Source organism: Arthrobacter globiformis (genome assembly GCF_030815865.1).
GTDB classification, from domain to species: Bacteria; Actinomycetota; Actinomycetes; order Actinomycetales; family Micrococcaceae; genus Arthrobacter; species Arthrobacter globiformis_B.
Map to the genome: position 1 here is coordinate 188,602 of NZ_JAUSXI010000001.1, position 25,855 is coordinate 214,456.

The 25,855-nt window shown below is 66.9% G+C and carries 16 protein-coding genes and 3 pseudogenes; 3 read left to right on the plus strand and 16 right to left on the minus strand.

Annotation, left to right across the window (positions count from 1 at the left end):
* Positions 1 to 53: 53 nt before the first annotated feature.
* The 16 genes and pseudogenes from QFZ33_RS00940 to QFZ33_RS01015 form a co-directional block, all read right to left on the minus strand.
* Positions 54 to 1,484 carry an amino acid permease gene (locus QFZ33_RS00940; protein WP_307024017.1) on the minus strand — a complete coding sequence of 477 codons (1,431 nt, stop codon included), beginning with the start codon at positions 1,482 to 1,484 and terminating at the stop codon, positions 54 to 56.
* A 243-nt stretch (positions 1,485 to 1,727) separates the two neighbouring features.
* Positions 1,728 to 3,062, minus strand: coding sequence for a M18 family aminopeptidase (locus QFZ33_RS00945; RefSeq protein ID WP_307024019.1), 1,335 nt, complete (start codon positions 3,060 to 3,062; stop codon positions 1,728 to 1,730).
* Between the two features lie 21 nt (positions 3,063 to 3,083).
* Positions 3,084 to 4,019, minus strand: coding sequence for an intradiol ring-cleavage dioxygenase (locus QFZ33_RS00950; protein ID WP_307024021.1), 936 nt, complete (start codon positions 4,017 to 4,019; stop codon positions 3,084 to 3,086).
* A gap of 81 nt (positions 4,020 to 4,100) precedes the next feature.
* Positions 4,101 to 4,829, minus strand: a complete 729-nt coding sequence (locus QFZ33_RS00955; protein ID WP_307024023.1) for a response regulator — start codon at positions 4,827 to 4,829, stop codon at positions 4,101 to 4,103.
* Positions 4,830 to 4,878: 49 nt separating this feature from the next.
* Positions 4,879 to 6,238 (minus strand): annotated as a pseudogene (locus tag QFZ33_RS00960) (sensor histidine kinase).
* Positions 6,239 to 6,257: 19 nt separating this feature from the next.
* A complete protein-coding gene (locus QFZ33_RS00965) occupies positions 6,258 to 7,136 on the minus strand; it encodes an ABC transporter permease (RefSeq protein ID WP_307024025.1) in 879 nt (292 codons plus the stop codon).
* A 4-nt stretch (positions 7,137 to 7,140) separates the two neighbouring features.
* Entirely contained in the window at positions 7,141 to 8,085 is a 945-nt protein-coding gene (locus QFZ33_RS00970; RefSeq protein WP_307024027.1) for an ABC transporter ATP-binding protein, read from the minus strand.
* 144 nt (positions 8,086 to 8,229) lie between these two features.
* Positions 8,230 to 9,732: a bifunctional phosphatase PAP2/diacylglycerol kinase family protein gene (locus QFZ33_RS00975; RefSeq protein ID WP_307024030.1), complete on the minus strand. Its 1,503-nt coding sequence runs from the start codon at positions 9,730 to 9,732 to the stop codon at positions 8,230 to 8,232.
* Positions 9,733 to 9,795: 63 nt separating this feature from the next.
* Entirely contained in the window at positions 9,796 to 10,992 is a 1,197-nt protein-coding gene (locus QFZ33_RS00980; RefSeq protein ID WP_307024032.1) for an MFS transporter, read from the minus strand.
* Between the two features lie 133 nt (positions 10,993 to 11,125).
* Positions 11,126 to 12,808 (minus strand): ABC-F family ATP-binding cassette domain-containing protein, encoded by a 1,683-nt coding sequence (locus tag QFZ33_RS00985; protein ID WP_307024034.1) that lies wholly within the window; start codon positions 12,806 to 12,808, stop codon positions 11,126 to 11,128.
* Positions 12,809 to 12,858: 50 nt separating this feature from the next.
* Positions 12,859 to 14,844 carry a penicillin-binding transpeptidase domain-containing protein gene (locus QFZ33_RS00990; RefSeq protein WP_307024036.1) on the minus strand — a complete coding sequence of 662 codons (1,986 nt, stop codon included), beginning with the start codon at positions 14,842 to 14,844 and terminating at the stop codon, positions 12,859 to 12,861.
* Positions 14,845 to 15,002: 158 nt separating this feature from the next.
* A complete protein-coding gene (locus QFZ33_RS00995) occupies positions 15,003 to 16,442 on the minus strand; it encodes a phytoene desaturase family protein (protein WP_307024038.1) in 1,440 nt (479 codons plus the stop codon).
* Positions 16,435 to 17,905: pseudogene (locus QFZ33_RS01000) on the minus strand (glycosyltransferase family 87 protein). The gene QFZ33_RS00995 and the pseudogene QFZ33_RS01000 overlap by 8 nt, the downstream one beginning before the upstream one ends.
* 143 nt (positions 17,906 to 18,048) lie before the next feature.
* On the minus strand, positions 18,049 to 18,222 hold the full coding sequence (locus tag QFZ33_RS01005) for a hypothetical protein (protein WP_307024040.1): 174 nt from the start codon (positions 18,220 to 18,222) through the stop codon (positions 18,049 to 18,051).
* Positions 18,223 to 18,808: 586 nt separating this feature from the next.
* Entirely contained in the window at positions 18,809 to 19,390 is a 582-nt protein-coding gene (locus QFZ33_RS01010) for a histidine phosphatase family protein (RefSeq protein WP_102972578.1), read from the minus strand.
* Positions 19,387 to 20,925 carry a CCA tRNA nucleotidyltransferase gene (locus tag QFZ33_RS01015; RefSeq protein WP_307024043.1) on the minus strand — a complete coding sequence of 513 codons (1,539 nt, stop codon included), beginning with the start codon at positions 20,923 to 20,925 and terminating at the stop codon, positions 19,387 to 19,389. Before QFZ33_RS01015 ends, QFZ33_RS01010 begins: the two co-directional genes overlap by 4 nt.
* A gap of 195 nt (positions 20,926 to 21,120) precedes the next feature.
* On the opposite strand from QFZ33_RS01015, the gene QFZ33_RS01020 reads away from it, so the two are divergent.
* The 3 genes and pseudogenes from QFZ33_RS01020 to QFZ33_RS01030 all read left to right on the plus strand — a co-directional run bounded on the left by QFZ33_RS01020 (position 21,121) and on the right by QFZ33_RS01030 (position 25,714).
* The gene (locus QFZ33_RS01020) at positions 21,121 to 21,621 is read left to right on the plus strand and encodes an NUDIX hydrolase (protein WP_307031599.1); all 501 of its coding nucleotides are present in this window, start codon (positions 21,121 to 21,123) and stop codon (positions 21,619 to 21,621) included.
* Positions 21,622 to 21,693: 72 nt separating this feature from the next.
* On the plus strand, positions 21,694 to 23,817 hold the full coding sequence (murJ, locus tag QFZ33_RS01025; protein WP_307024045.1) for a murein biosynthesis integral membrane protein MurJ: 2,124 nt from the start codon (positions 21,694 to 21,696) through the stop codon (positions 23,815 to 23,817).
* Between the two features lie 171 nt (positions 23,818 to 23,988).
* Positions 23,989 to 25,714: pseudogene (locus tag QFZ33_RS01030) on the plus strand (ABC transporter substrate-binding protein).
* Positions 25,715 to 25,855 lie beyond the last annotated feature (141 nt).

Consider the following 25,855-nt stretch of genomic DNA (forward strand, 5'->3'; position numbering starts at 1 on the left):
CGGCCAACCGGGCGGATGGTTCTCTTCTGAGTGCGCAGGGTGTGGAGGCGTGATTACGACGCCGGGCCGGACCCCACGCCCGCGTCCGCGGTTTCGGGGGACGTTTCGGAGGCTGCCGGCACCCCGGCCCGGCCCGGACCGCCCTTGCGGTAGCGCCAGACGCCGATGCCGACCACCACGCCGGCCAGGGCCACGGAGAGCAGCAGGGACTCGCGGGTGGAATCCAGGATCACCATGCCGATGATCAGCGCCACGATGCTGCCGATCGCCAGCCAAGTGAGGTAGGGGAAGAACCACATCTTCAGCGACAGGTCCTTGGCCGCGGCCCCCATCCGGCGGCGCAGCACCAGCTGGGACGCGGCAATGACCAGCCAGACAAACAGCGCGATGGCGCCGGAGGTGTTCACCAGGAACAGGAAGACCGTGTCCGGGGCGATGTAGTTCAGTCCCACCGTGATGAAGCCGACCACGGTGGAGGCCAGCACCGCTGCGGCGGGCACGCCGCGCTTGGAGATGCGGGTCCAGGACTTCGGGGCATCGCCGCGCTGCGAGAGCGAGAACAGCATGCGGCTGGCCGTGTAGAGGCCCGAGTTCAGGCAGGACAGCACCGAGGTCAGCACCACGACGTCCATGATGGTTCCCGCGCCGGGGATGCCGAACAGCTCGATGACGGCGACATATGGGCTCTTGGCCACGTTGGCGGAGTTCCAGGGGAGCAGCGTGACAACAATCGCGATGGAGCCGATGTAGAAGACAAGGATGCGCCAGACGGTGGACTTCACGGCCTTCTTGACCGCTTCAACCGGGTTTTCGGATTCACCGGCGGCGATGGTGGCGATCTCCGCCCCGAAGAACGCGAAGACCACCACGAGGATTCCGGCCAGGACGGCTCCCGGGCCGTTAGGCAGGAAACCTCCGTTGCCCGTGAGGTTGCTCAGGCCGGGCGCCGGAACGCCCGGAACCAGGCCGAGGATTGCCGCCACGCCGAAAAGGAGGAACAGGATGATGGCCGTGACCTTGATGGAGGCGAACCAGAACTCGAACTCCCCGTAGGACTTCACCGAGCCCAGGTTGGTCAGCGTGAGCAGGATCATTAGCGCCAGGGCCCAGACCCACTGGTCGATGCCGGGTACCCAGCGGTGCATGATCGCGGCACCGGCTGTGGCTTCGATGCCCAGCACGATGATCCAGAACCACGCGTAGAGCCAGCCGATGCTGAAGCCAGCCCAGCGGCCGAGTGCCTTGTCGGCGTACGTGGAGAAGGATCCGGTTTCAGGGTTCGCGGCCGCCATCTCGCCAAGCATCCGCATGACGAGGATGACCACGATGCCTGCGGCCATGTAGGCCAGCAGGATGCCGGGACCGGCCTGCTGGATGGCCGCGCCGGAGCCGACGAACAGGCCGGCGCCAATGACGCCCGCAATGGCGATCATGGACAGGTGCCGGGGCTTTAGGGATTTCGACAGTTGTTGGTCAGCGTGCATGGCTGCGCCATCCTCGTTTTGATTGCAGGTTTTGGGTGGTGGCCGGGCGGCAAAGGCTGGAGACTGTGCCGGGGACCACACTGTGCGTTTCACACTAAGGGAGCCGGGGGCTGGTCCGGGCTGTGCAAAGGTACAGTTTACGGCCACCGAAAACAGGCACCTTTCCAACCGCGCACCCAATAGGGCGACAAGGGTTGCCTAGGAGGCACTTCTGTAACCGCGCGGAAACTTGTCACGTTCGCACTAGCCGTGCGCAGCGGCTCCGAAGAACAGCTCAGTTACCCGGGCAAGGCGGTGTGGATCCTCGACGCCGCAGAGCTCCCTGGCCGAGTGCATCGACAGCAGGGGAACACCCACGTCCACGGTCCTGATCCCCAGCCGGGTAGCCGTCAGCGGGCCAATGGTGGAGCCGCACGGCATCACGTTGTTGGAGACAAACTCCTGGAACGGAACCCCGGCCTCGCCGCACAGCCGTGCCCAGACTGCAGCCCCGGCGGCGTCGGTGGCGTACCGCTGGTTGGCGTTGATCTTAAGCAGCGGCCCGCCGTTGAGGACAGGGCGGTTGACGGGGTCGTGCCGTTCGGCATAGTTGGGGTGGACGGCGTGGCCGGCATCCGCGGATACGCAGAACGACGCCGCGAAGGCCTGCCGCCGTTGGCTCGCCGAGGCGCCCAGCCCGTCCGAGATCCGGACCAGAATGTCTTCAAGCACCGGCCCGCAGGCACCGGACCGGGACGCCGAACCGATTTCCTCGTGGTCGAAGGCGGCGAGCACCGCAATCGGTGCGGTTTGGCCGGGAGCGTCCGGGCCGCGGTCGGAAGCGTCAGCGTGCGCGATCAGCGCCGTGATCCCTGCGTGCGTCGCGGAGAGGTTGTCCAGGCGTCCTGACGCGAAGAACTCACTCCTGACCCCGAAAACCGAAGGCGGCTGCGTGTCCGCGATGACGACGTCGTACCCGCCGATCTGGGCCGGATCGACCGGCGAGCCCTCGCCGGACACCCGCCCGGCCAGTACCGCCAGCAGGTCCTCTCCGCCAGGATCGCCGAGCCCGAACACCGGGTTCATGTGCTGCTGCTTGTCGAGGGTGAGGCCTTCATTCACGGCCCGGTCCAGGTGGATGGCCAGCTGGGGAAAGCGCAGCAGCGGGCCGGTGGCGGTCAGGTGCTGCGTGCCGTCGAGCATCACGAGGCGCCCGGCCAGCTGCAGTTCCCGGTCCAGCCACGAGTTCAGCAGCGGTCCCCCGTAGACTTCGACGCCGGCCTGGAGCCAGCCGAAGCGGCCAGTGGTCGGCTTGGGCTTGAGCTTGAACGACGGCGAATCCGTATGGGCGCCCAGGATGTTGAAGCCGGTGGTGGGCCCGGCATCCCCGGGCGTGACCCAGGCGATGAGCGCACCGTCCCGGATGACGTAGAACTTCCCTGCCGTGGCATCCCAGGGCAGCAGCTCGTCCAGGCCGGTGAAGCCCGCCTCCGCCAGGCGCCGGGCGCCTTCGTGCGCGGCATGAAAGCTCGACGGCGAGGCGCTGACGTAGTCGCCCAGGTCCCGGATGTGCTCTGCGGCGGAGGAATGGAGAGGCATGGCTCCGAGTCTAGCGTTGCCCTAGATGGTGACGGTGAGCCCTGCCGTGTAGCCGCCGGAGACGGCACCGGACATGGTAGCCAGCTGGTAGATGCCGCCGTCCCCGCCGAACACGTTGTCCGACTGCAGCGTGGTGTTGGGGAAATTTCGGGCGCTGGTTTGGTAGCCCGCGGAGGCGTAGACCTCCCGGCAGGCGGCGTCGGTCAGGGCGATCTGCGAGACAGCAAGCACCTGCCCGGCTGATGTGGCGTTGTTCATGGACTCGAACACCTCGAAGTGGATGTGCGGCCAGCGGCCGTTGTAGGCGCCGGGATAGATGGTCTTGAAGGTGACCTGGCCGTTGGCGTCCGCCTCCTGCACGCCTCGCAGGAAGTTCTCGTTCTCCAGAGCCGAATCGTAGAGCGAGTACCGCCCCTCCTTGTCGCAGTGCCAGGCATAAACGGCGGCACCGGCCAGCGGGACGCAGCCGTTGGCGTTGTCGAGCAGGGTCAGGGTGACGGTCAGCGGCACGCCGTCCGCTTTCGTGGTGGACGTTCCGAAGCTTGAGGTGATGTCCTGCCGCACCACACCGGAGGCTTCCAGGACGTTCGGTCCGTTGGATCCGTCGCCTGGGTACGGCCCGGCCGTCTCCGGCGGGATCTCCACGCCGCACTCGGCGATCGCCCGGGTCACGGTGGGGGAAGCCGAAGCCGAGGCGGTAGCGGAAGCTGCCGGCGCCGTCGTCGTTGTGGTGGCGGAAGCGGTGGCAGTTGCGCTGGCGGAAGCCGACGCCGGCGATCCCGACGGCCCGCCGGGCGTGCAGGCGGCCAGCGCGGCCGCCGTGCCGGCGCCGAGGAATATGCCCAGCGAACGTCGCGACATCAAGGTGGAAAGATCGAATTCGAGCCCGCGGTCATGGTTGGGATGCGGCTCGTGCTGTGGCTGCTGTCCGCCGGGGATGCGGGGTGCGGTTGTCATGGCACCATCCAACTCCAGCGGGCTATGGCCTGCATAGGGGCTCCCTGTGCGGAAGCTGTGCCTGTTTCCCGGATAGCCAGTTCAGTAGTCGGGGTTGCTCGGGGTCACCAGGCCTGTTTCGTACGCGTACACCACGGCCTGGACGCGGTCGCGGAGGTGCAGCTTGTTCAGGATCCGCCGCACGTGGGTCTTCACGGTGGCCTCGGACAGGAAATAGCGGTGCGCGATCTCCGCATTGGACAGCCCCTCGGACATCGCTTCCAGCATCTCGGTTTCCCGGGGCGTCAGGTCCTCCAGCAGCGGGTCGCGCGGAGCAGATGCGGCGGCCGGCGGTGCCGCCATTCCCGGACCATCCGACGCGGCGGCGGGGCCGGCCCCGCGGACATAGGTTTCAAGTAGCCGCTGCGTGACCCGGGGCGCCACGACGGCGTCCCCGCTGGCCACCACCCGCACGGCCTGGACGAGTTCGGCGGGTGCCACATCCTTGAGCAGAAAGGCCGAGGCGCCGGCCTGGAGACCGGCGAAGGCGTACTCGTCCAGGTCGAAGGTGGTCAGGATGATGATCCTGGCACGCGAGCCGGAACCGGTGATGGCGCGGGTGGCCTCGATCCCGTCGAGCGTGGGCATCCGGACGTCCATGAGCACGACGTCGGGATCGAGGTGGCCCACCTGGCGGACGGCGTCGGCCCCGTCGGAGGCCTCGCCCACCACCTCGAGGCCATCCTCACCCTCCAGGATGAGCCGGAAACCCATCCGCAGCAGCGGCTGGTCGTCCGCCAGCAGGACCCGGAGGTGTCCGGACTCGTTCATTTGTTCCCCCATTTGCAGTTCTCCAAGTTGCCGTCCCGCATCCTGCCGGTCAGCGTCCTGCCGGCGTGGTACGGGTCCGCATATTGCCGTTCAGCGTGCCGCCGTTTAGTGCCAGGACAGCCCGCACGCGCCAGCCGCCGCCGGCGGCCGGGCCTGCCTCCACCGTACCGCCGTAGATTCCGGCGCGTTCTTTCATCCCCGTCAGGCCCTGTCCCGTTCCGAGCGGCGCGGCAGCAAGGGCGCCGCCGGGGCTGCCCCCGCCGAGCGGGCCGGCGTCAACGGTGCCCCGGCCGTCGTCGAGCACTTCAATAGTGACCGTGGAATCCTCGCGCGCCACCAGCACGTCCACCCGGCTCAGCGCCCGGCCATAGCGCAGCACGTTGGTCAGCGATTCCTGCACGATCCGGTACACGGTCAGCTGCAAGGCCACGTCCTCCGGCAGCGCCGGGCCAGCGTGCGAGTACTGGACCGGAAGTCCCGCGGTCCGGAAGCCGTCCAGCAGCTTCCCAAGGCTGGCGCCGTCCGCGAGCGGCTCACGGGGCGCCTGTCCGGCGGACGCGTCATCCCGCAGGACCACCGAGCACCCGGCGCATGTCCGCCAGGGCGGTGCGGCCGGTCCGGGACAGCTCCGCCAGGACCTCCGCTGCGCGTTCCGGATCCCTGCGAACCACGACGGCCGCACCATCGGACAGGGCCACCATGACAGTCAGCGAGTGGGCCACGACGTCGTGCATCTCCCGGGCAATCCTGTTGCGTTCGTTGACCGACCCCAGGCGCGCGGCCTGGGCCGCCCACGCTGCAGTTTCCTGCTCGTGCTCACGCCGCTGCCGGACGGAAATGCCGATTCCGGTGGCGATGATGTTGGAGAATGCGATGCTGGTGCCCGCCGCAATGCTGGTCACGAGCCGGAACTCCTCGGGTGAGGCGGGAGTTCTGGGCAGTTCCCGCTCGAGCGGGCCCACCGCGGCGAGGAAGTACAACAATGCCAGCGGCGCTGAGGCCACGGCCATCGTGACGAGGGCAAAACGGCGGGTGTGCACTACGGCCACGGCGTACAGCGAGAACCACAGCCCTGCCGACACGTTGGATCCCCACGGATGAAGCAGGGTCACGCCAACCTCGGCCGCCGCAATGAACACCACCACGGCCACCGGGCGCCGGCGGCGCAGGAACAGGGACAGCGCAACGGTGGCAAGCAGCCCGACCGCGGCCCACCTGCCCGCATTCACGGCGTCGATCACCGTGGGCACCACCAGCACCGCATAGCAGGCGACCACCACGGCATCCATGACCCGCGGATGCCGGTACAGGTAGCGCCGGACCCGGCCCCGCCGTCGGGCAGCAAGCTCGGCGAAGGACGCGTCAGCCGGGGTGGCTGGCGCGTCCTTTCCGGAAACAGCATCAATCATGGGCAGAACCTGGGTGCGGCTAGACGTCCCGTTTCTTCAGCAGGATCATGGCCAGGACCATCGGCACCACCACCCAGGCGCCCAGCACGAGGGCCGCGTGCCAGACCTCGAGCGTGTCCGGGACGTGCTCCACGGCGGTCAGCGGGGTGATCGTGTTTCCGGGGAGGTACTTTCGGGCCTCCTCGAAGAAGTCGCCCGGAATGAGCTGGAACGCGATCGGTGCTACGAAGAACAGGCCCACGAGGGCCATGATGCCGCCGGCAGAATTCCGCAGCAGCGTGCCGAGTGCCATGCCGATTGCGGCCACCGCGGCCACATAGGCGCTGGTGACGAGCAGCAGCTTGACCGACTGCGGGCTTGCAAGATCCAGCTTGAGACCGAAGTTGTGCAGGATCGGCACCGACACCAGGCCGGCAATGTAGGTGGACACCGCCGTCAGGACAAAGGCGCTGACCACGACCACCACAAGCTTCGCGATGAACGCAGGGAGCCGCTTGGGCACCGCCGCGAAGGTCGAGCGGGCCATGCCGGTGGTGAACTCCGAGCTCATGAGCAGGACGCCCAGTGAGCCCAGGATCAGCTGCGCGAATGCCGCGCCGGAGGTGGGGACCGTGACGGCGAGGTCGCCGCCCTGTGCCGCAATGGCTTCTGCTGCCCCGGGGTCGGAGCTGGCCTGGTCCGCGAACTGTCCTGTTCCCCAGGCAGACAGGGCACCGAAACCAACCATGACGACGGCCGTCGAGGCGAGCAGGATCACCGTGGACAGGAGCGTACGGAACTTGATGAATTCCGAATTGAGGACCCGGAAGAAGCTTGGGCCAGGCCCCGGGCTTGCTGCATTGCGGGTGGCGGCGCGGCCAGGACCGGCGGCAGGCTGAATGGAAGTGGATGTGCTCATGGCGTCAGTTGCCTCCGGACTGGGCGGAAACCGGGGCTCCCGTGGTGATGAGCGAGTGGTATTCGACCTCGTCCTTGGTCAGCTCCATGTAGGCCTCTTCGAGGCTCGCCTGGAGCGGGGTGAGTTCGTAGATCAGAACCTGGTTATCCAGGGCGCTGCGGGCGATCTGGCGGGGATCAAGGCCTGTGACCTCAAGGAGTTCGTGGTCCTGCAGCTCCACTGAGACGCCTGTTCCGGCGAGTACGTGCATGAGCCGGTCCGGCTGGTCCGAGCGCACACGCGTCCGGCTCTGCCCCTTGCCCGTGATGATGTCCTTGATAGGTGCGTCCGCAATAATCTTTCCGCGGCCGATCACGATCAGGTGGTCGGCGGTCAGGGCCATCTCGCTCATAAGGTGGCTGGACAGGAACACCGTGCGCCCCTCGGAGGCCAGGAACTTCACAAGGTTCCGCACCCAGACCACGCCTTCCGGATCGAGACCGTTGACGGGTTCGTCCAAAATGATGGTCTGCGGGTCGCCCAGGAGGGCGGCGGCGATACCCAGCCGCTGGCCCATGCCAAGGGAGAAGCCCTTAACCTTTTTCCGGGCCACGTCCGCGAGGCCTGTCATATCAATGACCTCGTGCACCCGCTTCCGCGGGATGCTGTGCGTGGCGGCCATGGCCAGCAGGTGGTTGTACGCTGAGCGGCTGGTGTGGACCGCCTTGGCGTCGAGCAGCGCCCCGATTTCCCGCAGCGGTGCCGCGTGCCGGGCGAACGGGACACCGTTGACGGTGACCGTTCCCGCCGTCGGGGTGTCCAGGCCCATGATCATGCGCATGGTGGTTGACTTGCCGGCCCCATTGGGTCCCAGGAAGCCGGTGACCTGGCCGGCTTGAACGGTGAAACTGACGCCGCCGACGGCGGTTTTATCGCCGTAGACCTTTGTCAGGCCTTCTGCCTCAATCATGGAAGCTTTCCTTTGCATAGCTGCTGGCGTGCTGTCTGGTGTGCACGTTCCACGCTACCTACGCCGCCTGCCGAATTCGCCGGTCTCAGGGATGATTCAGGGGCTAATCAGGGTTTCCGGGCGTCATCCGGTGGGATGAGGCCCTCAACTGTCTTCCCTGGGTGAGTAGTAGCGCAGGGCCGCCCGCTTCAGGCTGAACTCGACGGCCCGGACGCCGGGCATGGCTTCGCCGTCCACCGCAAGCACCATGGGGGCCGTGCCGCACTCCACGCGCACACGGGTGGCTTCGGCGAGGTGGGTAATCCGGGACGTCGCCACCGTGCCGGTCAGCACGGACCACAGCATGCGCAGCCGCGCAAACGACTCGTCGGCGGTCATCATCCTGATGTCAAGCACGCCGTCGTCCAGCACCGGCCGGACGAGCGGGGCGTGGTCCCTCGGGTAGTAGCGGCCGCGGCCCAGGTACATGATCCAGAGCCGGTGCCGGACGCCATTGACGATCAGCGTGATCGGTTTCTCCACGGCGAAGGTGCGGAACATCGCCACGACGCCGGCGAGCGGCTTTCCCAGGGTGGGCTGCAGCTGTTCACGGCGCCGCACCAGGTTCGGGTACAGTCCGATGCTCGCGGTGTTGAGCATGATGAGCTCCACCTTTTCCGGATCGTCCGCGAGCCCGCGTTCAACAGCGACGGCGCCCACGTCGGCCAGCGCCGCCTCGCCGCTTTCGGCTGCGGCTGCCGCCTCCACCAGGGAGGGCGTGCCGACGTCCCGGGCGAAGTGGTTGAGGGTTCCGCCGGCCAGTACCAGCAACGGAAGTTCATGCTCGACGGCGGCTGCGGCGGCAGTGCCCACAGTTCCGTCTCCGCCCCACACCCCGAGTGCGCGGATGCCCGGAATGGTGGCTGCCTCCGCCATCCGCTGGGCTACATCGTCCTCGGGTGCCATGAGTGTTATGTGCGCAAGCGGGAATACTTCCTTCAGGGCTGCTGCAGTTTCCTCGGTAAAGGAGCCGCCCAGGGTGTTCACGGCGATACTCAGGCCCTCGCCTTGAGGAACTTTGGCCGCTTCCACTCGCCGCCTGGAGGTAGCCGGCATGGGTGGCCGGACAGGCCACCACGTTCTCGTCACGAGGGCCGCGCCGGCCCCGATCGCGGAACCGAACAGCACATCCGAGGGCCAGTGGGCGCCTGTATGCACTCTGGAGTATGCAACGGCCGCGGCCACGGGGGCCACGATTGCTCCCAGTGCCGGCTGCACCATTCCGGTGCCCAAGGCGAATGCCACTGCTGAGGCCGAGTGGCCCGACGGCATGGACGAACTGGTGGGCTGGGGATGGACGAAGCGGAAGACCGGCAGATGCTCAGGCAGTGGCCGGGCGCGGGGAAGCAGGGTTTTGAAAACGAGGTTCGTCACGGCGGAGGCCACACCCTGTGCCAGCAACCCATGGACCGCGGCGCGCCTGGTGCGTCCCGGAATGGCAGCAGCCACGGCCGCTACGCCAAACCACAGCTTTCCTTTGTTGGCCGAAGCCGAGAGCCGCCGGAAGAATGTGTCATGGTGTCCGCCCGGAAAGCCTGAGACGGCCCGCATCAGCGTGCGGTCGAGGGCGGCGACCCAGCCGGGTCCGCGGCGCAGCATTCGTCGCATTTCCCCACCCTACCGCCCGGTACAAGGGTGTGTTCGCGCCACGGCAGATTTCTTCCCGGAAGATCATTCCCTGACGGGAAGGGGTTTGGCGGCGCCGGCGAGCAGCAGGGCAACCAGGATGGGCACACCAATGGCCAGCAGTGCCAGGTGGATTCCGGTCAGGTCCCCCAGGTAGCCCAGCAGCGGGGGACCGGCCAGGAAGGCGATGTAGCCGATGGTAGAAACCACCGACACCCTGGCCGCCGCGTGCCGCGGATCATCCGCCGCTGCCGACATTCCCATCGGAAACGCCAAGGCAGCCCCCACTCCCCACAGCGCTGCGCCAACAGCAGCCAGCCAGAGATTCCCGGCGAACACGAACAGGCTCAGGCCGGCCGCGGCGGCGGCCATGCTTCCCCGGAGCACTGCCACCCGGCCGTACTTGTCGATGACGGTGCCGCCGAAGAAGCGCATGGCGGTCATGGCCAGCACGAAGAGTGCGAAAAGGAGGGCGCCGGCCGACTCGGAGGTGCCCAGACCGTCCACGGCCGCCTTCGCGATCCAGTCGTTGCCCGCACCCTCGGTCAGGGTGGCACCGAGGACTACCACGCCTATCAGCAGGGTGCGGCCGTCCCGCCACGCCGAGGGTCCGCGGGCCGCCTTGGCTTCGCCGTCGGCGGGTTGTTCGGGAGCGGTGTGGGGGAGGAAGTAGCGGGGCACCACGAACGTCAGCACCGCCACCGAGGCGGCGATGACCAGCAGGTGCTGGGGAAGGCCAACACCCAGACCGGACAGGCCTGCCCCGATCAGGGCGCCCACGAAGGCGCCGCCGCTGAAGGCCGCATGGAACTTGGGCATCACGGTCTTGCGGAGCCGGTGTTCGACGTCGGCCCCCTCAACGTTCTGGGACACATCCCACAGCCCGATCCCGATGCCGAAGAAGAAGAGCGAGGCGGCGGTGCCGGGCACCGACTCGGCGAGCAGCGACGCAGCGATTCCCACCCCCGCCAGCGCGGCAAGGAAGCCGCTGGCCCGGACGGTGTTGGCGGTGCCGATGCGGGTGATGACGTGTCCGGCGGTGGGAAGCGCGATCAGCGAGCCGACGGCGGTGCACAGCAACAGCGTTCCCATCTGCCCGGACGAGATACCCAGGATCTCCGTGACAGCCGGAATGCGGGCTGCCCAGCTCGCAAAGACCAGGCCGTTTGCACCGAAAATTATGAACGTGGCCAAGGCGGCGGCGGAGACCTGCCGGCCGGCGAGTTGCTGGGTTGAGGTCATTCGACAACTCTAATGCCGCCGCCGGATAGGCCCTGCCCCGCCGGATTCGCCCTCCCCGCTGGTTGTGCCCTCCCCGCCGGTTGAGCTTGTCGAAACCACTGATCTCGACAAGCTCGATCAGCGACCAGCTCAATCAGCGGGCGCGCTCCACCCGCTTCTCGTCCCAGACGGGTTCGGCGGACTCGTACACCTTGCCGTCGGAGCCGAAGACCAGGAAGCGGTCAAACGTCCGTGCGAACCAGCGGTCGTGGGTGACGGCCAGGACTGTGCCCTCGAAGTGGTCGATGGCCCGCTCCAGCGCCTCGGCCGAGTGCAGGTCGAGGTTGTCGGTGGGCTCATCCAGCAGGAGCAGCGTGGCACCGGAAAGCTGCAGCAGCAGGATCTGGAACCGTGCCTGCTGACCGCCGGAGAGCGACTCGTACTTTTGCTCCGACTGTCCCGCAAGGCCATAGCCGTCCAGGGCGCCGGCAGCGGCTTCGCGGCCGAGCCCGGAGCGGTGCTCGTCCCCGCGGTGCAGGATCTCCAGCAGGGTCTTGCCCAGAAGGTCGGGCCGGACGTGGGTCTGTGCGAAGAACCCGGGGCGGATGCGGGCGCCGAGTTTCACGGTGCCTTCGTGGGGCACTTCGGCGATTTCGACGTCGGACACCGGGAGGTGTTCCCGTTCCGGGTCGGTGCCGCCGGTGGCGAGCAGCCGCAGGAAGTGCGACTTGCCGGAGCCGTTGGAGCCCAGCACGCCCACCCTGTCTCCGAACCAGACCTCGGTAGAGAAGGCCTTCATGAGGCCGGTCAGCTCCAGCTTTTCGGCCACGATGGCGCGCTTGGCGGTGCGGCCGCCCTTGAGCCTCATCTGGACGTTCTGCTCGATCGGCAGGGCTTCCGGCGGCCCTGCCTCAAGGAACTTGGCCAGGCGGGTCTGGGCTGCGTGGTAGCGGTTGGCCATGTCCGAGCGGAAGGCCGCCTTGTTCTTGTACATGTTGACGAGTTCCTTGAGCTTTGCGTGCTCCTCGTCCCAGCGCTTGCGCAGCTCCTCAAAGCGCGCGTTACGGTCCGCCCGCGCCTCGACGTAAGACCCGAAGCCGCCGCCGTGGATCCACGCTCCGGCCCCGTTGATGCCCGGCTCGAGCGTGATGATGCGGCCGGCGGCATTGTTCAGCAGCTCCCGGTCGTGGCTGATGAAGAAGACGGTTTTCTTCGATTCGTTGAGCTTGTCCTCGAGCCAGCGCTTGCCCGGGACGTCGAGGTAGTTGTCCGGTTCGTCGAGGAGCAGGAGTTCGTCGGGACCGGCGAAGAGTGCCTCCAGCACCAGCCGCTTCTGCTCGCCGCCGGACAGCGTGGAAGCGCGGCGGTGCTGGGCGCGGTCAAAGGGAAGGCCCAGAGCGGCCATGCACACCTCGTCCCAGACCGTCTCGACGTCGTACCCGCCGGCGTCTCCCCAGTCCACGATCGCCTGGGCGTACCGCATCTGGGTGGGCTCGTCGTCGTGCTCCAGCATGGCGAGCTCGGCCTCATCCACGGCGCGGGCCGCGTCCGCCAGCGCCGGAGGTGCGGCAGATACGAGGAGGTCGCGGACCGTGGAGTCGTCCCGGACCTGCCCCACGAACTGCCGCATGATGCCCATGTTTCCGGAGCGGCCGATCACGCCTTCGTCCGGGGTCAGGTCACCGGCGATGATGCGGAACAGGGTGGTTTTGCCCGTTCCGTTGGGTCCGATGAGCGCCGTCTTGGTGCCGTCCGGGACCTTGAAGGTCACCCCGTTGAGCAGCTGGGTGCCGTCGGAGAGGAAGTAGTCAATGCCGGAAACGTCAATATGGGCCACCGGGCAATTCTCCCACGCCATGCCCGCCGGAGTTTTTGTACAGCGAAGCGTTAGCCGGCGGCCGTCAGGAACTTCTTCAGCAGCGGGCCGGAGGTGGTGGCGCCGAGCCCGCCGTCCTCAACGAACACGGCAACGGCCAGGTCCCCGTGCACGGCGATGATCCAGGCGTGTGTCTTGGGCGGGTTGGCGTTGCCGAACTCGGCGGTTCCCGTTTTGGCACCCACGGGTTCGCCGGGCACGTCGGCCAGGAATCCGGCGTGGCCGGACGTCACCACTGCACGCATCATGTCTGAGAGGGCCGCGGCCTCCGCTTTGGTGACGGGTGTCTGGGCCGTCTTGGCTGGGGCTTCCGCTGTGACGGTCGACGACGGGGCGGAACCTTCCGCGGTCGGCGCCGGGCTGGCCGGTGACGTTGCGGGAGCCGTCTCCTCCACCAGGATCGGGGACACGGGCGAGCCTTTCGCCACCGAGCCTGCCATCACGGCTGCTGACAGCGGGGACATCAGCACCCGGCCCTGGCCGATCATGGCTGCCGCATGTTCAGTCCCTTCGGCCTCCCCGGGAACGGAGCCAAGGAACGCCTCGGCGCCCAGCTTCGGCGCCTCCACTGCCACCCCGAGGGAGGTGGCGGCCGACTCCAGCTGGGCCTGGGTGACCTTGTCCCGGGCGGCAATGAAGGCGGTGTTGCAGGAGTGGGCAAAGGCGTCACGCAGGGTCACGGATCCGAGGAAGTCCTTGGGATAACCCTCGGCGTTCTTGAATTTCCTGCCGTCGACGGTGAGCGTGGGCGTGCATTCGACAGTGGAATCGGGGGTGGCTCCGTTTCGCATCATGGCGAGGGAGTCCACCACCTTAAAGGTGGATCCCGGCGCGTACTGGCCGAGCATGGCGGTGTTGTAGCCGTTGCTTCCGGGTCCGGACGCGGCGGCCAGAACCGCTCCACTGGACGGCCGGAGCGCCACGATGGCGGACGCCGGCTTGATGTCGGCAAGGGTGTCCTCGGCGAGCTGCTGCAGCTTCGTGTCGAGGGTTGTGTGCAACGGCGTGCCGGGAACACCCTGCACCTCAAAGACGGTGCGCCGCGGGTCCGTGGGGGCGGCCTGGATTTCTTCCCGGGTCAGATCGGCGCGCTGCACACGGACGACAGTGCCGTCCGTGCCGCGGAGCTGGGCATCGTACTGCTGCTGGAGTCCGCCGGTGCCGATGACGTCACCGGCGGTCAGGGTGCCGTTGGACTTTTCAATCTGCTCTGCGCTGGCTTCGCCCACTGTGCCAAGGACAGCCCGGGCGAAGTTCCGCGTCGGTGCCAGCGGCAGTTCGTCCGGGATGGCCCGGCCACCGGGGATGGCCTCGATCTCGGCGTCGGTCACGGCGCGGTCGCTGGTGTTGCGCAGGGTGATGGCGGGAACGAACGCTTCCGCACCGGATGCCGCCACCTGCTGCACGTAGCCCCCGGGATCCACGCCCACCAGCCTGGCGAGCTTGGTGGCTGAATCTGCGGCATCGGCGCCGCCCAGCTGGGGCTTGTCGATGCCAACTTTAATCACAGGGCGCAACGTAACGAGCTTCTGGTTGCCGGCACCGAGAATGTCGGCGCGCGGGGACGATTGGGTGGCCTTGCTGAGAATCTCCCCTTCGGCCAGGTTCGGGACCAGTAGCCCGGGCGACCAGACAGTAAGCCACTTGTCGCCGGATTTCCGCAGGTTGGCCGAGACGGTGTACTTCCACTCGCCGGTGGAAATCTTCCAGCTGTAGTTCAGCGGGATCCGGGCGGTGTCCCCGTCGAGCGTCGGCTCGCCCGCTTCGACGGAGGGCTTGGCCGGCGCCAGCGCCTTGAAGACCTGGTTGAGCTGGTCGTTGGCCACTGCCGAGTCGCGGCCGTCGAAGGCCACCGGGCGGAGGTCGAGGCCGGCGACGGCGGAGGCCAGTTGCTTCGCCGCGGCTTCCGCGCCGCCGCGGCCGTCGTCGCAGGCCACCAGTGAGCCGCTGAGTATGAGACCGGCTAGGACAAGTGAAAGTTTTTTAGTGTTCCCCACTGCGTTATTATCCCCCGGCGGCTGCCCCGCGCCAGCCACGCCACAGCTGCGCCGCAACCCCGCCCCGCTTCAGCGCACGAACACGGTCACTTTCGGCCCCGTGCGCCCGCTGTCAGCGGGGCTCAAGTCTCCCTTCGCGATCGTGGGAGGAGCGCCGGCTACACGCCGAGGACCGGGACGTCCAATCCAAATATGTCCTTGAGAGCGTGTTTCGCCGCGTGGAACCCGGACATGCCGGTGACGCCGGGTCCGGGCGGCGTCGAGGAGGAGCACAGATATACACCGCGCGCGGGAGTTCGCCATGGAACGGGCGAGACGACCGGCCGCTGGATCAGGCCGCGGGGGTCCAGGAGGCCGGCGCTGAAGTCGCCGCCGACGTAGTTCTCGTTGTAGGCGGCCAGTTCGGCCGCCGTCGTGACCTTGTGCCGCACCACCAGGTCACGGAACCCGGGTGCGAAGCGCTCCAGCTGGTCCATGACTGCCTGGCCCATGTCCACTGTGGACCCCGCTGGCACATGGCAGTAGGTCCAGAGGATGTGCCTGCCCTCCGGCGCGCGGCCGGAGTCAACCACGGATGGCTGCGAGACCAGGACGTAGGGCCGCTCCGGGTGCCGGCCGTGGGACACGGCGTTCTCCGCTTCGGTCATCTCCGCCCGTGTGCCGCCCACGTGCACCGTTCCGGCCCCTGCCAGTCCTGCAGCTGTCCACGGCACGGGCCCGGACAGGATGAAGTCCACCTTGCACGCGCCGTTGCCGAACCGGAAGGACCCCAGCGCGCGCCGATAGGCAGGGGGCAGGCGGCTGCCCGCGATGCGTGAGAGGGCGGGAGGCGCAACGTCCAGCAGCACCGCCTTCGCCGGCTCGAGCTCCGCCAGCGACGTGACGCGGAAATCCGTCTGCAGCACGCCGCCATGGGCTTCGACGTCCGTGGCCATCGCATCGGCGATCGCAGACGATCCGCCCACCGGAATGGGCCAGCCCCCGCTGTGCGCCAAAGCGTTCAGCAATAGGCCGGCCCCCGCCCCGGACAGTGACGGCAGGCGCCCCACGACGTGGGCGGCCACGCCACTGACCAGGGCAGGTGCCCTATCCTCCCGGAACCGTAAATTCCACGTCGGCGATCCCTGTTCAAGGGTCCGCAGTCCCAGGACGGCGGCGGCCAGTGGGTGGCCGGGAACCCTCAGCAACTGGTCAGACGTGGTTTGCACAATGCCGTCGATGTGCCGTACCAGCGGAGCGATGAGCCTGCGGTAGGCGCGGCCGTCCCGGCCCAGTTCGTCGGCGGTCCGGTCGAGCGACCGGTACGCCAGGGCCGACCGGCCACCGTCCAGCGGGGACCCGAACTGCACCGGCGGAAGCTGCAGGTCCACCCGCCGCGCCAGTTCGAAGGCCCGGAAAAAGGGCGAGGCCAGCGCCATGGGGTGAACGGCCGAGCAGACATCGTGCCAGTGCCCTTCCTCTATGACTTGGGACGTCCGGGATCCCCCGCCGAGCTGGTCCGCGGCCTCATAGACGTGCACCTTGAGTCCCGCCCGCGCCATGACGACGGCGGCCGCGAGTCCGTTAGGTCCGGAACCAACGACGGCGACGTCAAGCATCTCGGGCGACCGTCCGCCACGGGACCAGGGACGCTGAGGGCCGGAACAGGTCGATCCGCAGCCTGTCCGGAGCGTTGTCGAAGGGACCGCCGTGTGGGTCGTCCATTGCGTGCCGCCGGATGGGGTCGTAGCGGGGGTCCCAGATGTCCCAGGCGACCCGGAGCATGAGATATGCAGTTGCAAGCATATGAGCGGCGACGGCCAGTACGTAGTACGGCATGTCGATGTTGTGCTGTGAGACGCCGCCGCTGGTCACTTGGCCAAGATACATCCAGATGGCCGCCCAGTGCAGCCCCTCGATGCCTTGCCAGATCAGGAAATCACGCCACTTCGGCCGGGCGAGGGCCAGCAGCGGCACCAGCCAAAGGACGAACTGGGGCGAGTAGACCTTGTTGGTGAGGATGAATGCCGCCACGATCAGGAAGGTCAGCTGCGCAAGCCGTGGCCGCTGCGGGGCGGTGAGCGCCAGGACCGCGATGAGGACGCAAGCCAGCACGAACACGTTGAGGGCCAGCGAGTTGATGGCCTCCGGAGTGAGGAGTGTCCAGCGCACCCGCCCGGCGACCAGGTTGTACGCAAACCAAGGGGAGCTGTAGCCGGCGGGACGGTCCTGCGTGAACTCGAAGAAGTACTTCCAGCCGGCGGGGTCCCGCGCGGCAATGGGCAGGTTGACCGCGAGCCAGGCCGCGGCGGCGGATGCTGCCGGGACCAGGAAGGAACGCATCTTGCCTGTGCGCAAGGCCAGCAGGAAGATGGCGCCGAAAACCAGAACAGGATAGAGCTTGGTGGCAGTCCCCAGGCCGATCAGAAGGCCGGCCAGGACCAGCTTCTCCCGGGATAGGAAGTACATGCCGAGGGCCAGCATGGCCACGGCCCACATGTCCCAGTTGATCACTCCGGCCAGGACGATGCCCGGTGCGAGGGCCACCATGGCTGCGTCCCAGGGCCGTCGGCGGGCCATGCGGGGCCGTGGCCAGCACGGTGACCATCCAGACGGCGGCAATCAGGGTCGCGTTGACATCGAAGTAACCGAGAATCCGGGAGTCGGTGGCTCCTTCGCCCGGCACCAGGCGGGCCGTGATGCCGGCAATCAGGCCCATCAGGACCGGATACTCAAAAAGGACATCCGGAGTGAAAAACGGAAAGGCCCCGTCGCCCAGGCCTCGGTTGCGGAACAGCTCCGGGAAGTCGGAATAGCAGGTCGCGTAGAACTGCGACGGCGTCTCCCAGCCGTTCACCCGGCAGTAGTCCTTGACGGCGATGGCAGCGAGGGCTGCGAGCACGGTCAGGATGATCAGCACGCGTTCCACTGTGAAGAAGCCGGGCGCGATCACCCCCGGAGCAGACCGCTGGCCCAGGGGCCCGCCGATTAGCTCGGTGAAATTGCGCAGGAGCCGGTCGCTGCGGCTCGGCACCACCAGGCGCGCGAGCTTTCGATCGGGCGGCGGCTGTGTCTCCTGCATGGTCTCGAGCTTACCCACGTTAAAAGGCGAGAGCCCGCGCGTAGCCGCGCGGGCTCCCTGCGGAAACTGCTGACCGATGTGGCCCACTGGATCCTCCTCATTGAATGGAAGGCGCGGATCGAGAACTGCGAAGGGCCTGCGGTTCAGCGCATGCCGCTCATCTGCTGATGCATGAGCACGTAGACGTCCTCGCGTTTCTGGTCCAGCAGCTGGCCGTCGAACTGTGACTGCTGGACCATTGTGGCCTCGGGGCCAAAAAGGCCGGCATCACCGCTGGAATCACGGTCGGAGAAAACCTCCTGGAGCTTGCGGAGCATGGTTTTTTCACCTCCCTTCACAAAGCGATGAAAAGAATCCGGGCGCGGCAATTAGAGCCATTCGAGGATGCAAAGAAATGGCCGTAAAAGGCAAAAAATGCCCGGTAAGGAAATGGAATCCGAAAAAGCGGCGATTGGCCCACGAAACGGCAGCGCGGCAAGCCCAACAGGAAGCATGGTTCCGAACTATGGGGGAGCTGCGCAACCGCGTGGTTCCGCTACGGCGGACCACCGGGGTCAGAGTTTCTGAGAAAGCGGCAGAATGGTCTGCCACTGGCCCGCCTGCACTCCCATCACATGTGGGAGACGGGCAGGGCCGTCAGAATTACGCTCGGGCGAGTCCGTGAAGAGGGCGCGGGTCAGCAACGAAGGCCGGGAACGCGGTGATGGTCATCTTCCATCCGCTAGTCAAAGTAATCATTTTCCCAACCTCCTTTTCTGCTCTGCCGGTGCCGGCTGACTGGCCGGACGCCGTGCGCCATGACCCTGGCAGATCGCTCTGGGGTCAGGAATAAAAGTACACCAAGAATGATCTGGTTGACTACTTATTTTCCGGAAATTCGAAAAATAGATTCAAAGGTATTTTTTACAGGCCCCAGCGGACAATGGCAGGCGTCCTTTTGTCCCAGCCCAGGGTGCAGACTTTTGCTGTCCCCAGAATGAAGTGCCGGCCCTCTTCAGGCTCCAGTTCCAGCCAGCGGGCGGTGAGGATGCGGGAAAAGTGGCCGTGGGCCACAATCAGGACATTGTCCAGCCCTGACTCCAGGACCCGGGCCACGATCTTGTCGGCCCGGGCAGCCACGTCATGCAGCTTTTCGCCGTTGGGAACCCCGTGCGTCCAGATCAGGTAGTCGGGGTTGTCCTTGCGGATCAGGTCCGAGCTGATGCCCTCATAGTCGCCGTAGTCCCATTCCACGGCCAGCGGTTCGTGGACGGCATCCGGAAAACCGGCCAGTTCCGCGGTGCGCCGGGCGCGGCGCAACGGAGAGGTCAGGACCAGGTCGAAATCAACGCTGTCCAGAATCCTGCGCGCCTCGACCGCCTGCTGCTCGCCCTCCACCGTCAGGGGCAGGTCCGTCAGCCCGGTGTATTGGCCGCTCTTGGACCACTCGGTTTCGCCGTGCCGCAGGATCCAGAGCTGGGGTCGGGCGATGTTGGCGGCGTTCACTTGGACTCCTCGGTTAGGGAAGATTCGACGTCGGCGGGAGAGCCGGGAGGCACAGAAGTAGCGGGATCGTCGGGAGACTCAGATGTAGCAGGAGCATCGGCTTCGGGCTGCTGACCCCACCAGGCCCTGAGCCGGGACTCGGCGTCGGCCGGGTCGAGCGGGCCGTTTTCCATCCGTTCCTCCAGTAGGAACTTGTACGCCCTGCCCACGACGGGCCCGGGCTTGAGGTCCAACAGGGCCATGATCTCGGCGCCGTTCAGGTCCGGACGGACCGCGTCCAGGGACTCCTGCTCGCGGAGGGCCGCAATCCGGGATTCAAGGTCATCGTAGGCAAAGGACAGCCGCTCGGCTTTCCGCTGGTTGCGCGTGGTGACGTCGGAGCGGGTGAGGCGGTGCAGGCGCTCCAGCAGGGGCCCGGCGTCGGTCACGTAGCGGCGCACAGCCGAGTCGGTCCAGCCGGCGTCGCCGTAGCCGTAGAAGCGCATGTGCAGTTCCACGAGGCGGGCCACCGCCTTGATGGTGTCGTTGTCGAAGCGCAGCGTCTTCATCCGCTTCGTCGTCAGTTTGGATCCCACCATGTCGTGGTGGCGGAAGCTGACCGCGCCGCCCGGTTCGAACCGGCGCGTAGCCGGCTTCCCGACGTCGTGCATCAGTGCCGCAAACCGCAGGACAAAGTCCGGGCCGGGGACCGCGCCGTCGGAATCAGTTTCCAAGGCGGCCGCCTGCTCCAGGACCTGGAGGGAGTGCTGGTAGACGTCCTTGTGGCGGTGGTGTTCGTCTGCTTCGAGCCGGAGCGCGGACACCTCGGGCAGCACGAACTCGGCGAGGCCGGTATCGACCAGCAGGTCGATGCCCACGCGCGGGTGGCGCCCGCAGACGAGTTTGACCAGCTCATCGCGGACGCGCTCGGCCGAGATAATGCTTATGCGCTCGGCCATCCGGGTCATGGCAACGCGGACGTCGTCCCGCACGGACACTCCGAGCTGGGAGGCAAACCGCGCGGCCCGCATCATCCGCAGGGGATCGTCGGAGAAGGATGCCTCGGGAGCGCCCGGGGTGGCCAGCACGGAGGCGTGCAGGTCGCGGACTCCGCCGAAGGGATCGACCAGTTCCAGCACGGGCAGCCGCAGGGCCATGGCGTTGATGGTGAAGTCACGGCGCAGCAGGTCGTCCGTGAGGGAAGAACCGAAAGCCACCACCGGCTTCCGGGACTCGGGGTCGTAGGCCTCGGCGCGGTAGGTGGTGATTTCGATCTGGAAGCCGGCCTTGCGCATACCGATCGTTCCGAAGGCGCGGCCGATCTCCCAGAAGTTGTCCGCCCACTTCTTTATCAGCGCCACGGTCTGGTCCGGCGTCGCATCCGTCGTGAAATCGAGGTCGGGGGAGGTGCGGCCCAGGAAGAGGTCCCGGACGGGGCCACCGACGAGCGACAGCTCATGACCGGCGTCCACGAACCGCTGACCCAGCTCCAGGACCACCGGGTCCACCTGGAAGTCAACGGTGTGAAGATCAGTCTTTTGATGTGCGTGCGCCATAGTTACTTAAGCTTGTCAGAAAACCAAGCCCCACCGCACCAAATCCCGTCATTGTGCGACGGCGCCGGCAAAGCCCGTCACATGCAGTCCACCTGGAAGCCATGTCCCGGTCATCACGGCGGGGCAAGAGTCGTTAGAGTGGACTTCATGGCCCATCCAGTACCGAGCGCTCCCGGCAGGAGGACGAACCCACCGTTGCCGTCGGCAATTGGTGCCCATGTCGCGCCTGCACCGCACTCGGCCCCGGCCTCGCTCCCCACCGTTGAGGAGGTCTCCGCCGGAGGCGTCGTGGTGGACACGTCCGACGACGAACTGAGGGTAGCGATTATTGCCCGCCTTAACAGGGGCGGACGGCTGGAGTGGTGCCTGCCCAAGGGCCACCCCGAGGGCCGGGAAAACAATGAGGAAGCCGCGGTCCGTGAGATTGCCGAGGAAACCGGCATCGACGGTCATATTCTGGCCCCGCTGGGCAGCATCGATTACTGGTTCACCGTCAGCGGGCACCGCGTGCATAAGACAGTGCACCACTACCTGCTGCGCGCCACCGGCGGCGAACTCACCATCGAAAACGATCCTGACAAGGAAGCGGTTGATGTTGCTTGGGTTCCCATCCACGAACTTGCCCGCAAGCTTTCGTTCCCCAATGAACGCCGCATCGCCGACCTGGCACGCGAAGTCCTTCCCGAGCACCTCTGACCGTCCGGCAATGCCTGCCGGGTATCCCCGTGCGTGCCGCAATATCAGCGCCCGGGTGAGACGATGAAGACGATGTCAGCAGCCAATCCGTCCTCCGATCAGCCCACGCAGCCGGGCGAAACACCGCCCGGTGTAGCCCCCGCCAGTGAGGCAGCCTCCAGTGCCGCGCAGCCCGGCGAGGCGCGTTCCAGCGCCATCATGGCTGCCGGGACGCTGGTGTCCCGTGTGCTGGGATTCGGCAAGACCTGGATGCTGGGCGCGGCGCTGGGCCTGGGCTCGACTGTTAATGACACGTTCATCAACGCCAACAACCTGCCCAACCTGATTTTCCTGCTCGTGGCCGGGGGCGTGTTCAATGCCGTGCTGGTCCCGCAGATCATCAAAGCCAGCAAGGCTCCGGACAGGGGAGCGGACTACATCAGCAGGCTGCTCACGCTGGCAGTTCTCGTGCTTCTGTCCCTGACGCTGCTGGTCACGCTGCTTGCGCCTGCCGTAATCGAACTCACCACGCAGGGCTACTCGCCGCAGCAAAAGGCACTGGCTGTTACCTTCGCCTTCTGGTGCCTGCCGCAGATCTTCTTCTATGGCCTCTACGCGCTGCTGACGCAGGTCCTCAATGCCAACGGGGCCTTCGGCCCGGCTATGTGGGCACCCATCCTAAACAACATCGTGGCCATTGCCGGCCTTGGCATGTTCATCTGGATCTTCGGTGCCAACAATGTCAACCCGCATTCCCTGGACAACTGGGGTGCGTCCCAGACGTTCTTCGTCGCCGGGTTCTCCACCATCGGCGTCCTCTCCCAGACTGCCATCCTCCTGATCCCGGTATTCCGGCTGAAGCTGGGGCTGCGCCCGCGCTTTGGCTGGCGCGGAGTGGGGCTGGGCCATGCCGCGAGACTGAGCGTTTGGACGCTCCTGACCGCAGCTGCCGGGCAGCTCGCGTTCCTGTACGTCATGCGCATCGCAACCATCCCCGGAGCCGAGCGGCTCCGGCTGCAGGAGGCCGGCGACCCCGCCGGTGACATGCTTCCGGGTAATGCGGTCCTGGAAGTGGCCAGCCAGCTGTACCTGCTCCCGCACTCGATCATCGCGCTCTCCCTGGCCACGGTGCTGTTCAACCGGATGACCCGCGCCTCGCAGGACGGCAACCGTGCGGAGCTCCGTGAAGCCCTGTCGCAGGGGCTGCGGACCATGGCGGTGGCAACGGTGTTCGGTGCGCTGGCGCTGTTCGCCCTCGCCGGGCCGCTGGGCATGTTCTTCTCCGGCGGTGCCCGCACGGACGGCGTGATGCTGGCGCAGACGCTCACCATCCTGGCGCTGAGCACCCCGTTCATGAGCGCCAACTTCATGATGTCCCGGGTCTTTTACGCCAACGAGGACGCCCGCACGCCCTTCTACATCCAGCTGGTGCTGGCCCTGGTGAATGTGGTGGCCGCGTTCTTCATTCAGTTCCTGCCGTTCGACCAGATCATTTTCGCCATCGCCGTCCTTTACACCGCAGGGAACATCCTCTCGGTAATCGTCTCCGCCATCTTCCTGCGCCGCCTGCTGGGGCACCTGGACGGTCCGCGGATCATCAACTCATACATTCGCATGGGCTATGCCGCCCTCGGCTCGGCCATTGCCGGTGTGGGCGCGCTGTGGCTTATGGGCAGCTACAGCCCGGTGGGCTTCGCCTGGAGCAGCCGGCCCGCCGCACTGGCGACAATCGTCGTCGTCGGGCCTGTCATGCTGGCCGTGTACCTGCTGCTGCTGAAGCTGTTCCGGGTCACCGAGCTGCGCGACCTGCTGCGGCCGCTGGTGGGGCGGCTGGGCCGTCGTTCTGGCGGCGGTTCCGACGCACCCGCTGCAGCTCCCGCTGGCGCGGCTACCGCCGGGGTTTCGGCTGCCGGAGCGTCCACTGGCACTGCTGCACGGCGGCGTCCGACGCCGGAACGCGCCACGTTCTCTTCGGACACCGGCCTGATTCCCCGGATTTCCGGCGAGTTCGATTCGGCCTCCTTCCGCGCCGGGCCCGCGCCCCAGCGGGAACCGGAAGATTACGACGCAGCGACTTACCTGCCTGAGGAGGACGTCCCCGGGACGGCCCGTGGGAACGCCCTGCGCGGGGAGATCCCGCTTCCGGGCCGCCGGACCTACCAGGGAAGCCCCGGCCAGAACCCCCACTTCCCGTCACGGCGGAGGAAGAAAAAGTAACCCGGGAGGGAGTCGGCCAGCCCCGTCTTCCGCGTCCGTTGCACAGCATCGGCTAGGATCGAGGGGAACTCAGGTAGTTGCAGACCACGGGTCCGCCGGCGCGCCGGAGGCCTTTCACGGCGATGCATCGCCAGGGCCAGAAGCATTTCCCGGACAGGCTAGGAGGAACACGTGTCCCACCCGATCGATGTCGGATCAGTACTTGGCGGCCGCTACAAGGTCACGGCCACAGTGCTGAGCTCGCATGACCAGGATCTGGTGCTGGACGGTGTGGACCAGGTGCTGAACCGTTCGGTCAGCATCCTGGTGGCCGGCCCGTACAACGCCGACCAGGTGGCCCAGAGTGCCCGCGAAGTGGCCACGGGGGAGCGCCCCGGGAACGTGCAGATTTTGGACCTTGGTGTCAGCGACGCCACGACCTACCTGATCACCAACCACACCTCCGCCGCTGACCTGCTGGACCTAGTGGTTGCTTCGAACCCGCCCTACGTGGAGCCCTTCTTTACGGACACCCTGGGCAGTGAGATCTTCGGGCAGGCGCGCTCCTACGAACCCGAAACCTACGACGAAGACGACGAGGTCGAAGCCGGGTACATCAACTACAGCGAAGGCCAGTCAAAGCCGGACGGGCATTATCCTGTCACCGCCCCGGCCCCTGCCGCCGGCCGGTCCACCCACGGGGCAGCGGCTCCGCAGGGACTGGGCCAGCACCCTCCTGCGCAGCAGGCACCCACAGCGCCGGTCCGGAAGGCTCCCGTCGTGCCGCCGCTTCCGGCAGCCCGTCCCGTCGCGGGTCCGGCAGCAGGTGCCGCAAGTGCAGCCGCAGGTGCGGCTGGTTCGCGGGGAAACCGGCGGGAGGTCCCGGAAACCACTGCACCGCACCCGATTCAGCCGGATAAGGGCTATGAGCAGGACGCCGTCCAGGAGTCCGTCCAGCGCGACAATGTTGAGCAGGCACTCCTGCAGCGCGAGAACAACCGCCCCCGAAACGCCGCACGTGGGGCCGCGGGTGCAGGTGCGGCAGCCGCAGCTTCCGCGGGGGCTTCCGGTGACGGCCGCAGCCCATCCAAGGTGTCGCTGTGGTCCGAGAAACGACTATGACTACGTCCCCGAAGACGAGTATGACGACGAGGGCAGCGAAGCGCACGAGCCGGACCGCCGTGCAGGCAATTTCCCTCCGGTCGCCCGCACCGGCGCTGCTCCCGCAGCCGACTATTACGATCATGAAGACGACGAGCCACAGAAGGAGCCGCGTTCCATGCGTTGGCTCGTTGGTGGCCTTCTCGCGGCCGTCCTGATCGTCGGACTCATCTTTGCCGTGACCAACCTCGGCAGCCTCTTCAAGAGTGCACCGCAAACGGAAGCAACCCCCGGAGCCACCGCACCGCCGTCGGCGGCTGCCCAGCCGAGTACCGGTACGCCGACCCAAAGCACCGCTCCGGCGGCAGGGCCGCCGGCCATCGAGGGGATCACCCGCCAGGGTAACTTTGATTTCGCTTCGACGTACGACGGCGACCTCGGCAAGGCGTCCGACGGAAACGCGGCGAGCTACTGGTCAGACATGGAATTTGCCACCGAGGACTGGGGCGGCCTTGCTCCCGAGGGTGTCCCGCTGGTGGTCAAGCTCAAGAGCCCTTCCAAGGTCTCCTCGATCACCCTGAACCAGTTGGGTGCGTCCGGCGGAAGCATCACGGTCTACACCAACGACCGCCCCTCGCTGGACGGTGCAAAGCAGGTGGGCACCAATAGCTTCACCTCGCCTGACCTCACCATGCCACTGGCCGAACCGGTGACTGCCCAGTACGTCATCGTCTCGATCAAGAACCTGCCCAAGCTCGCAGCCCCTAAGACCCGCTTTGGCTACGGCCTGCGGCTCGCGGAGATCAAGGTCCAGTAGGGGACCCTGCCCACCCAATAGGCGACACTGCCTTTCAACGGTGACGTTCCTCCGGACGTAACCGGCATGCCCTGGGTGGCCGGAGGCGGTACCCTTGTGGAAAGTCCCGTGGCGGTGTCTCGTGCAGACACGGGCGTTTCC

Bases quoted from the DNA above. Each gene is read 5' to 3' on its own strand.
- QFZ33_RS00945 (WP_307024019.1), bottom strand. From the start codon at position 3,062: ATGCCTCTCCATTCCTCCGCCGCAGAGCACATCCGGGACCTGGGCGAC.
- QFZ33_RS00975 (WP_307024030.1), bottom strand. From the start codon at position 9,732: ATGCGACGAATGCTGCGCCGCGGACCCGGCTGGGTCGCCGCCCTCGAC.
- QFZ33_RS00955 (WP_307024023.1), bottom strand. From the start codon at position 4,829: ATGAACGAGTCCGGACACCTCCGGGTCCTGCTGGCGGACGACCAGCCG.
- QFZ33_RS00980 (WP_307024032.1), bottom strand. From the start codon at position 10,992: ATGACCTCAACCCAGCAACTCGCCGGCCGGCAGGTCTCCGCCGCCGCC.
- QFZ33_RS00940 (WP_307024017.1), bottom strand. From the start codon at position 1,484: ATGCACGCTGACCAACAACTGTCGAAATCCCTAAAGCCCCGGCACCTG.
- QFZ33_RS00995 (WP_307024038.1), bottom strand. From the start codon at position 16,442: ATGCTTGACGTCGCCGTCGTTGGTTCCGGACCTAACGGACTCGCGGCC.
- QFZ33_RS01015 (WP_307024043.1), bottom strand. From the start codon at position 20,925: ATGGCGCACGCACATCAAAAGACTGATCTTCACACCGTTGACTTCCAG.
- QFZ33_RS00965 (WP_307024025.1), bottom strand. From the start codon at position 7,136: ATGAGCACATCCACTTCCATTCAGCCTGCCGCCGGTCCTGGCCGCGCC.
- QFZ33_RS01005 (WP_307024040.1), bottom strand. From the start codon at position 18,222: ATGCTCCGCAAGCTCCAGGAGGTTTTCTCCGACCGTGATTCCAGCGGT.
- murJ (WP_307024045.1), top strand. From the start codon at position 21,694: ATGTCAGCAGCCAATCCGTCCTCCGATCAGCCCACGCAGCCGGGCGAA.
- QFZ33_RS00970 (WP_307024027.1), bottom strand. From the start codon at position 8,085: ATGATTGAGGCAGAAGGCCTGACAAAGGTCTACGGCGATAAAACCGCC.
- QFZ33_RS00950 (WP_307024021.1), bottom strand. From the start codon at position 4,019: ATGACAACCGCACCCCGCATCCCCGGCGGACAGCAGCCACAGCACGAG.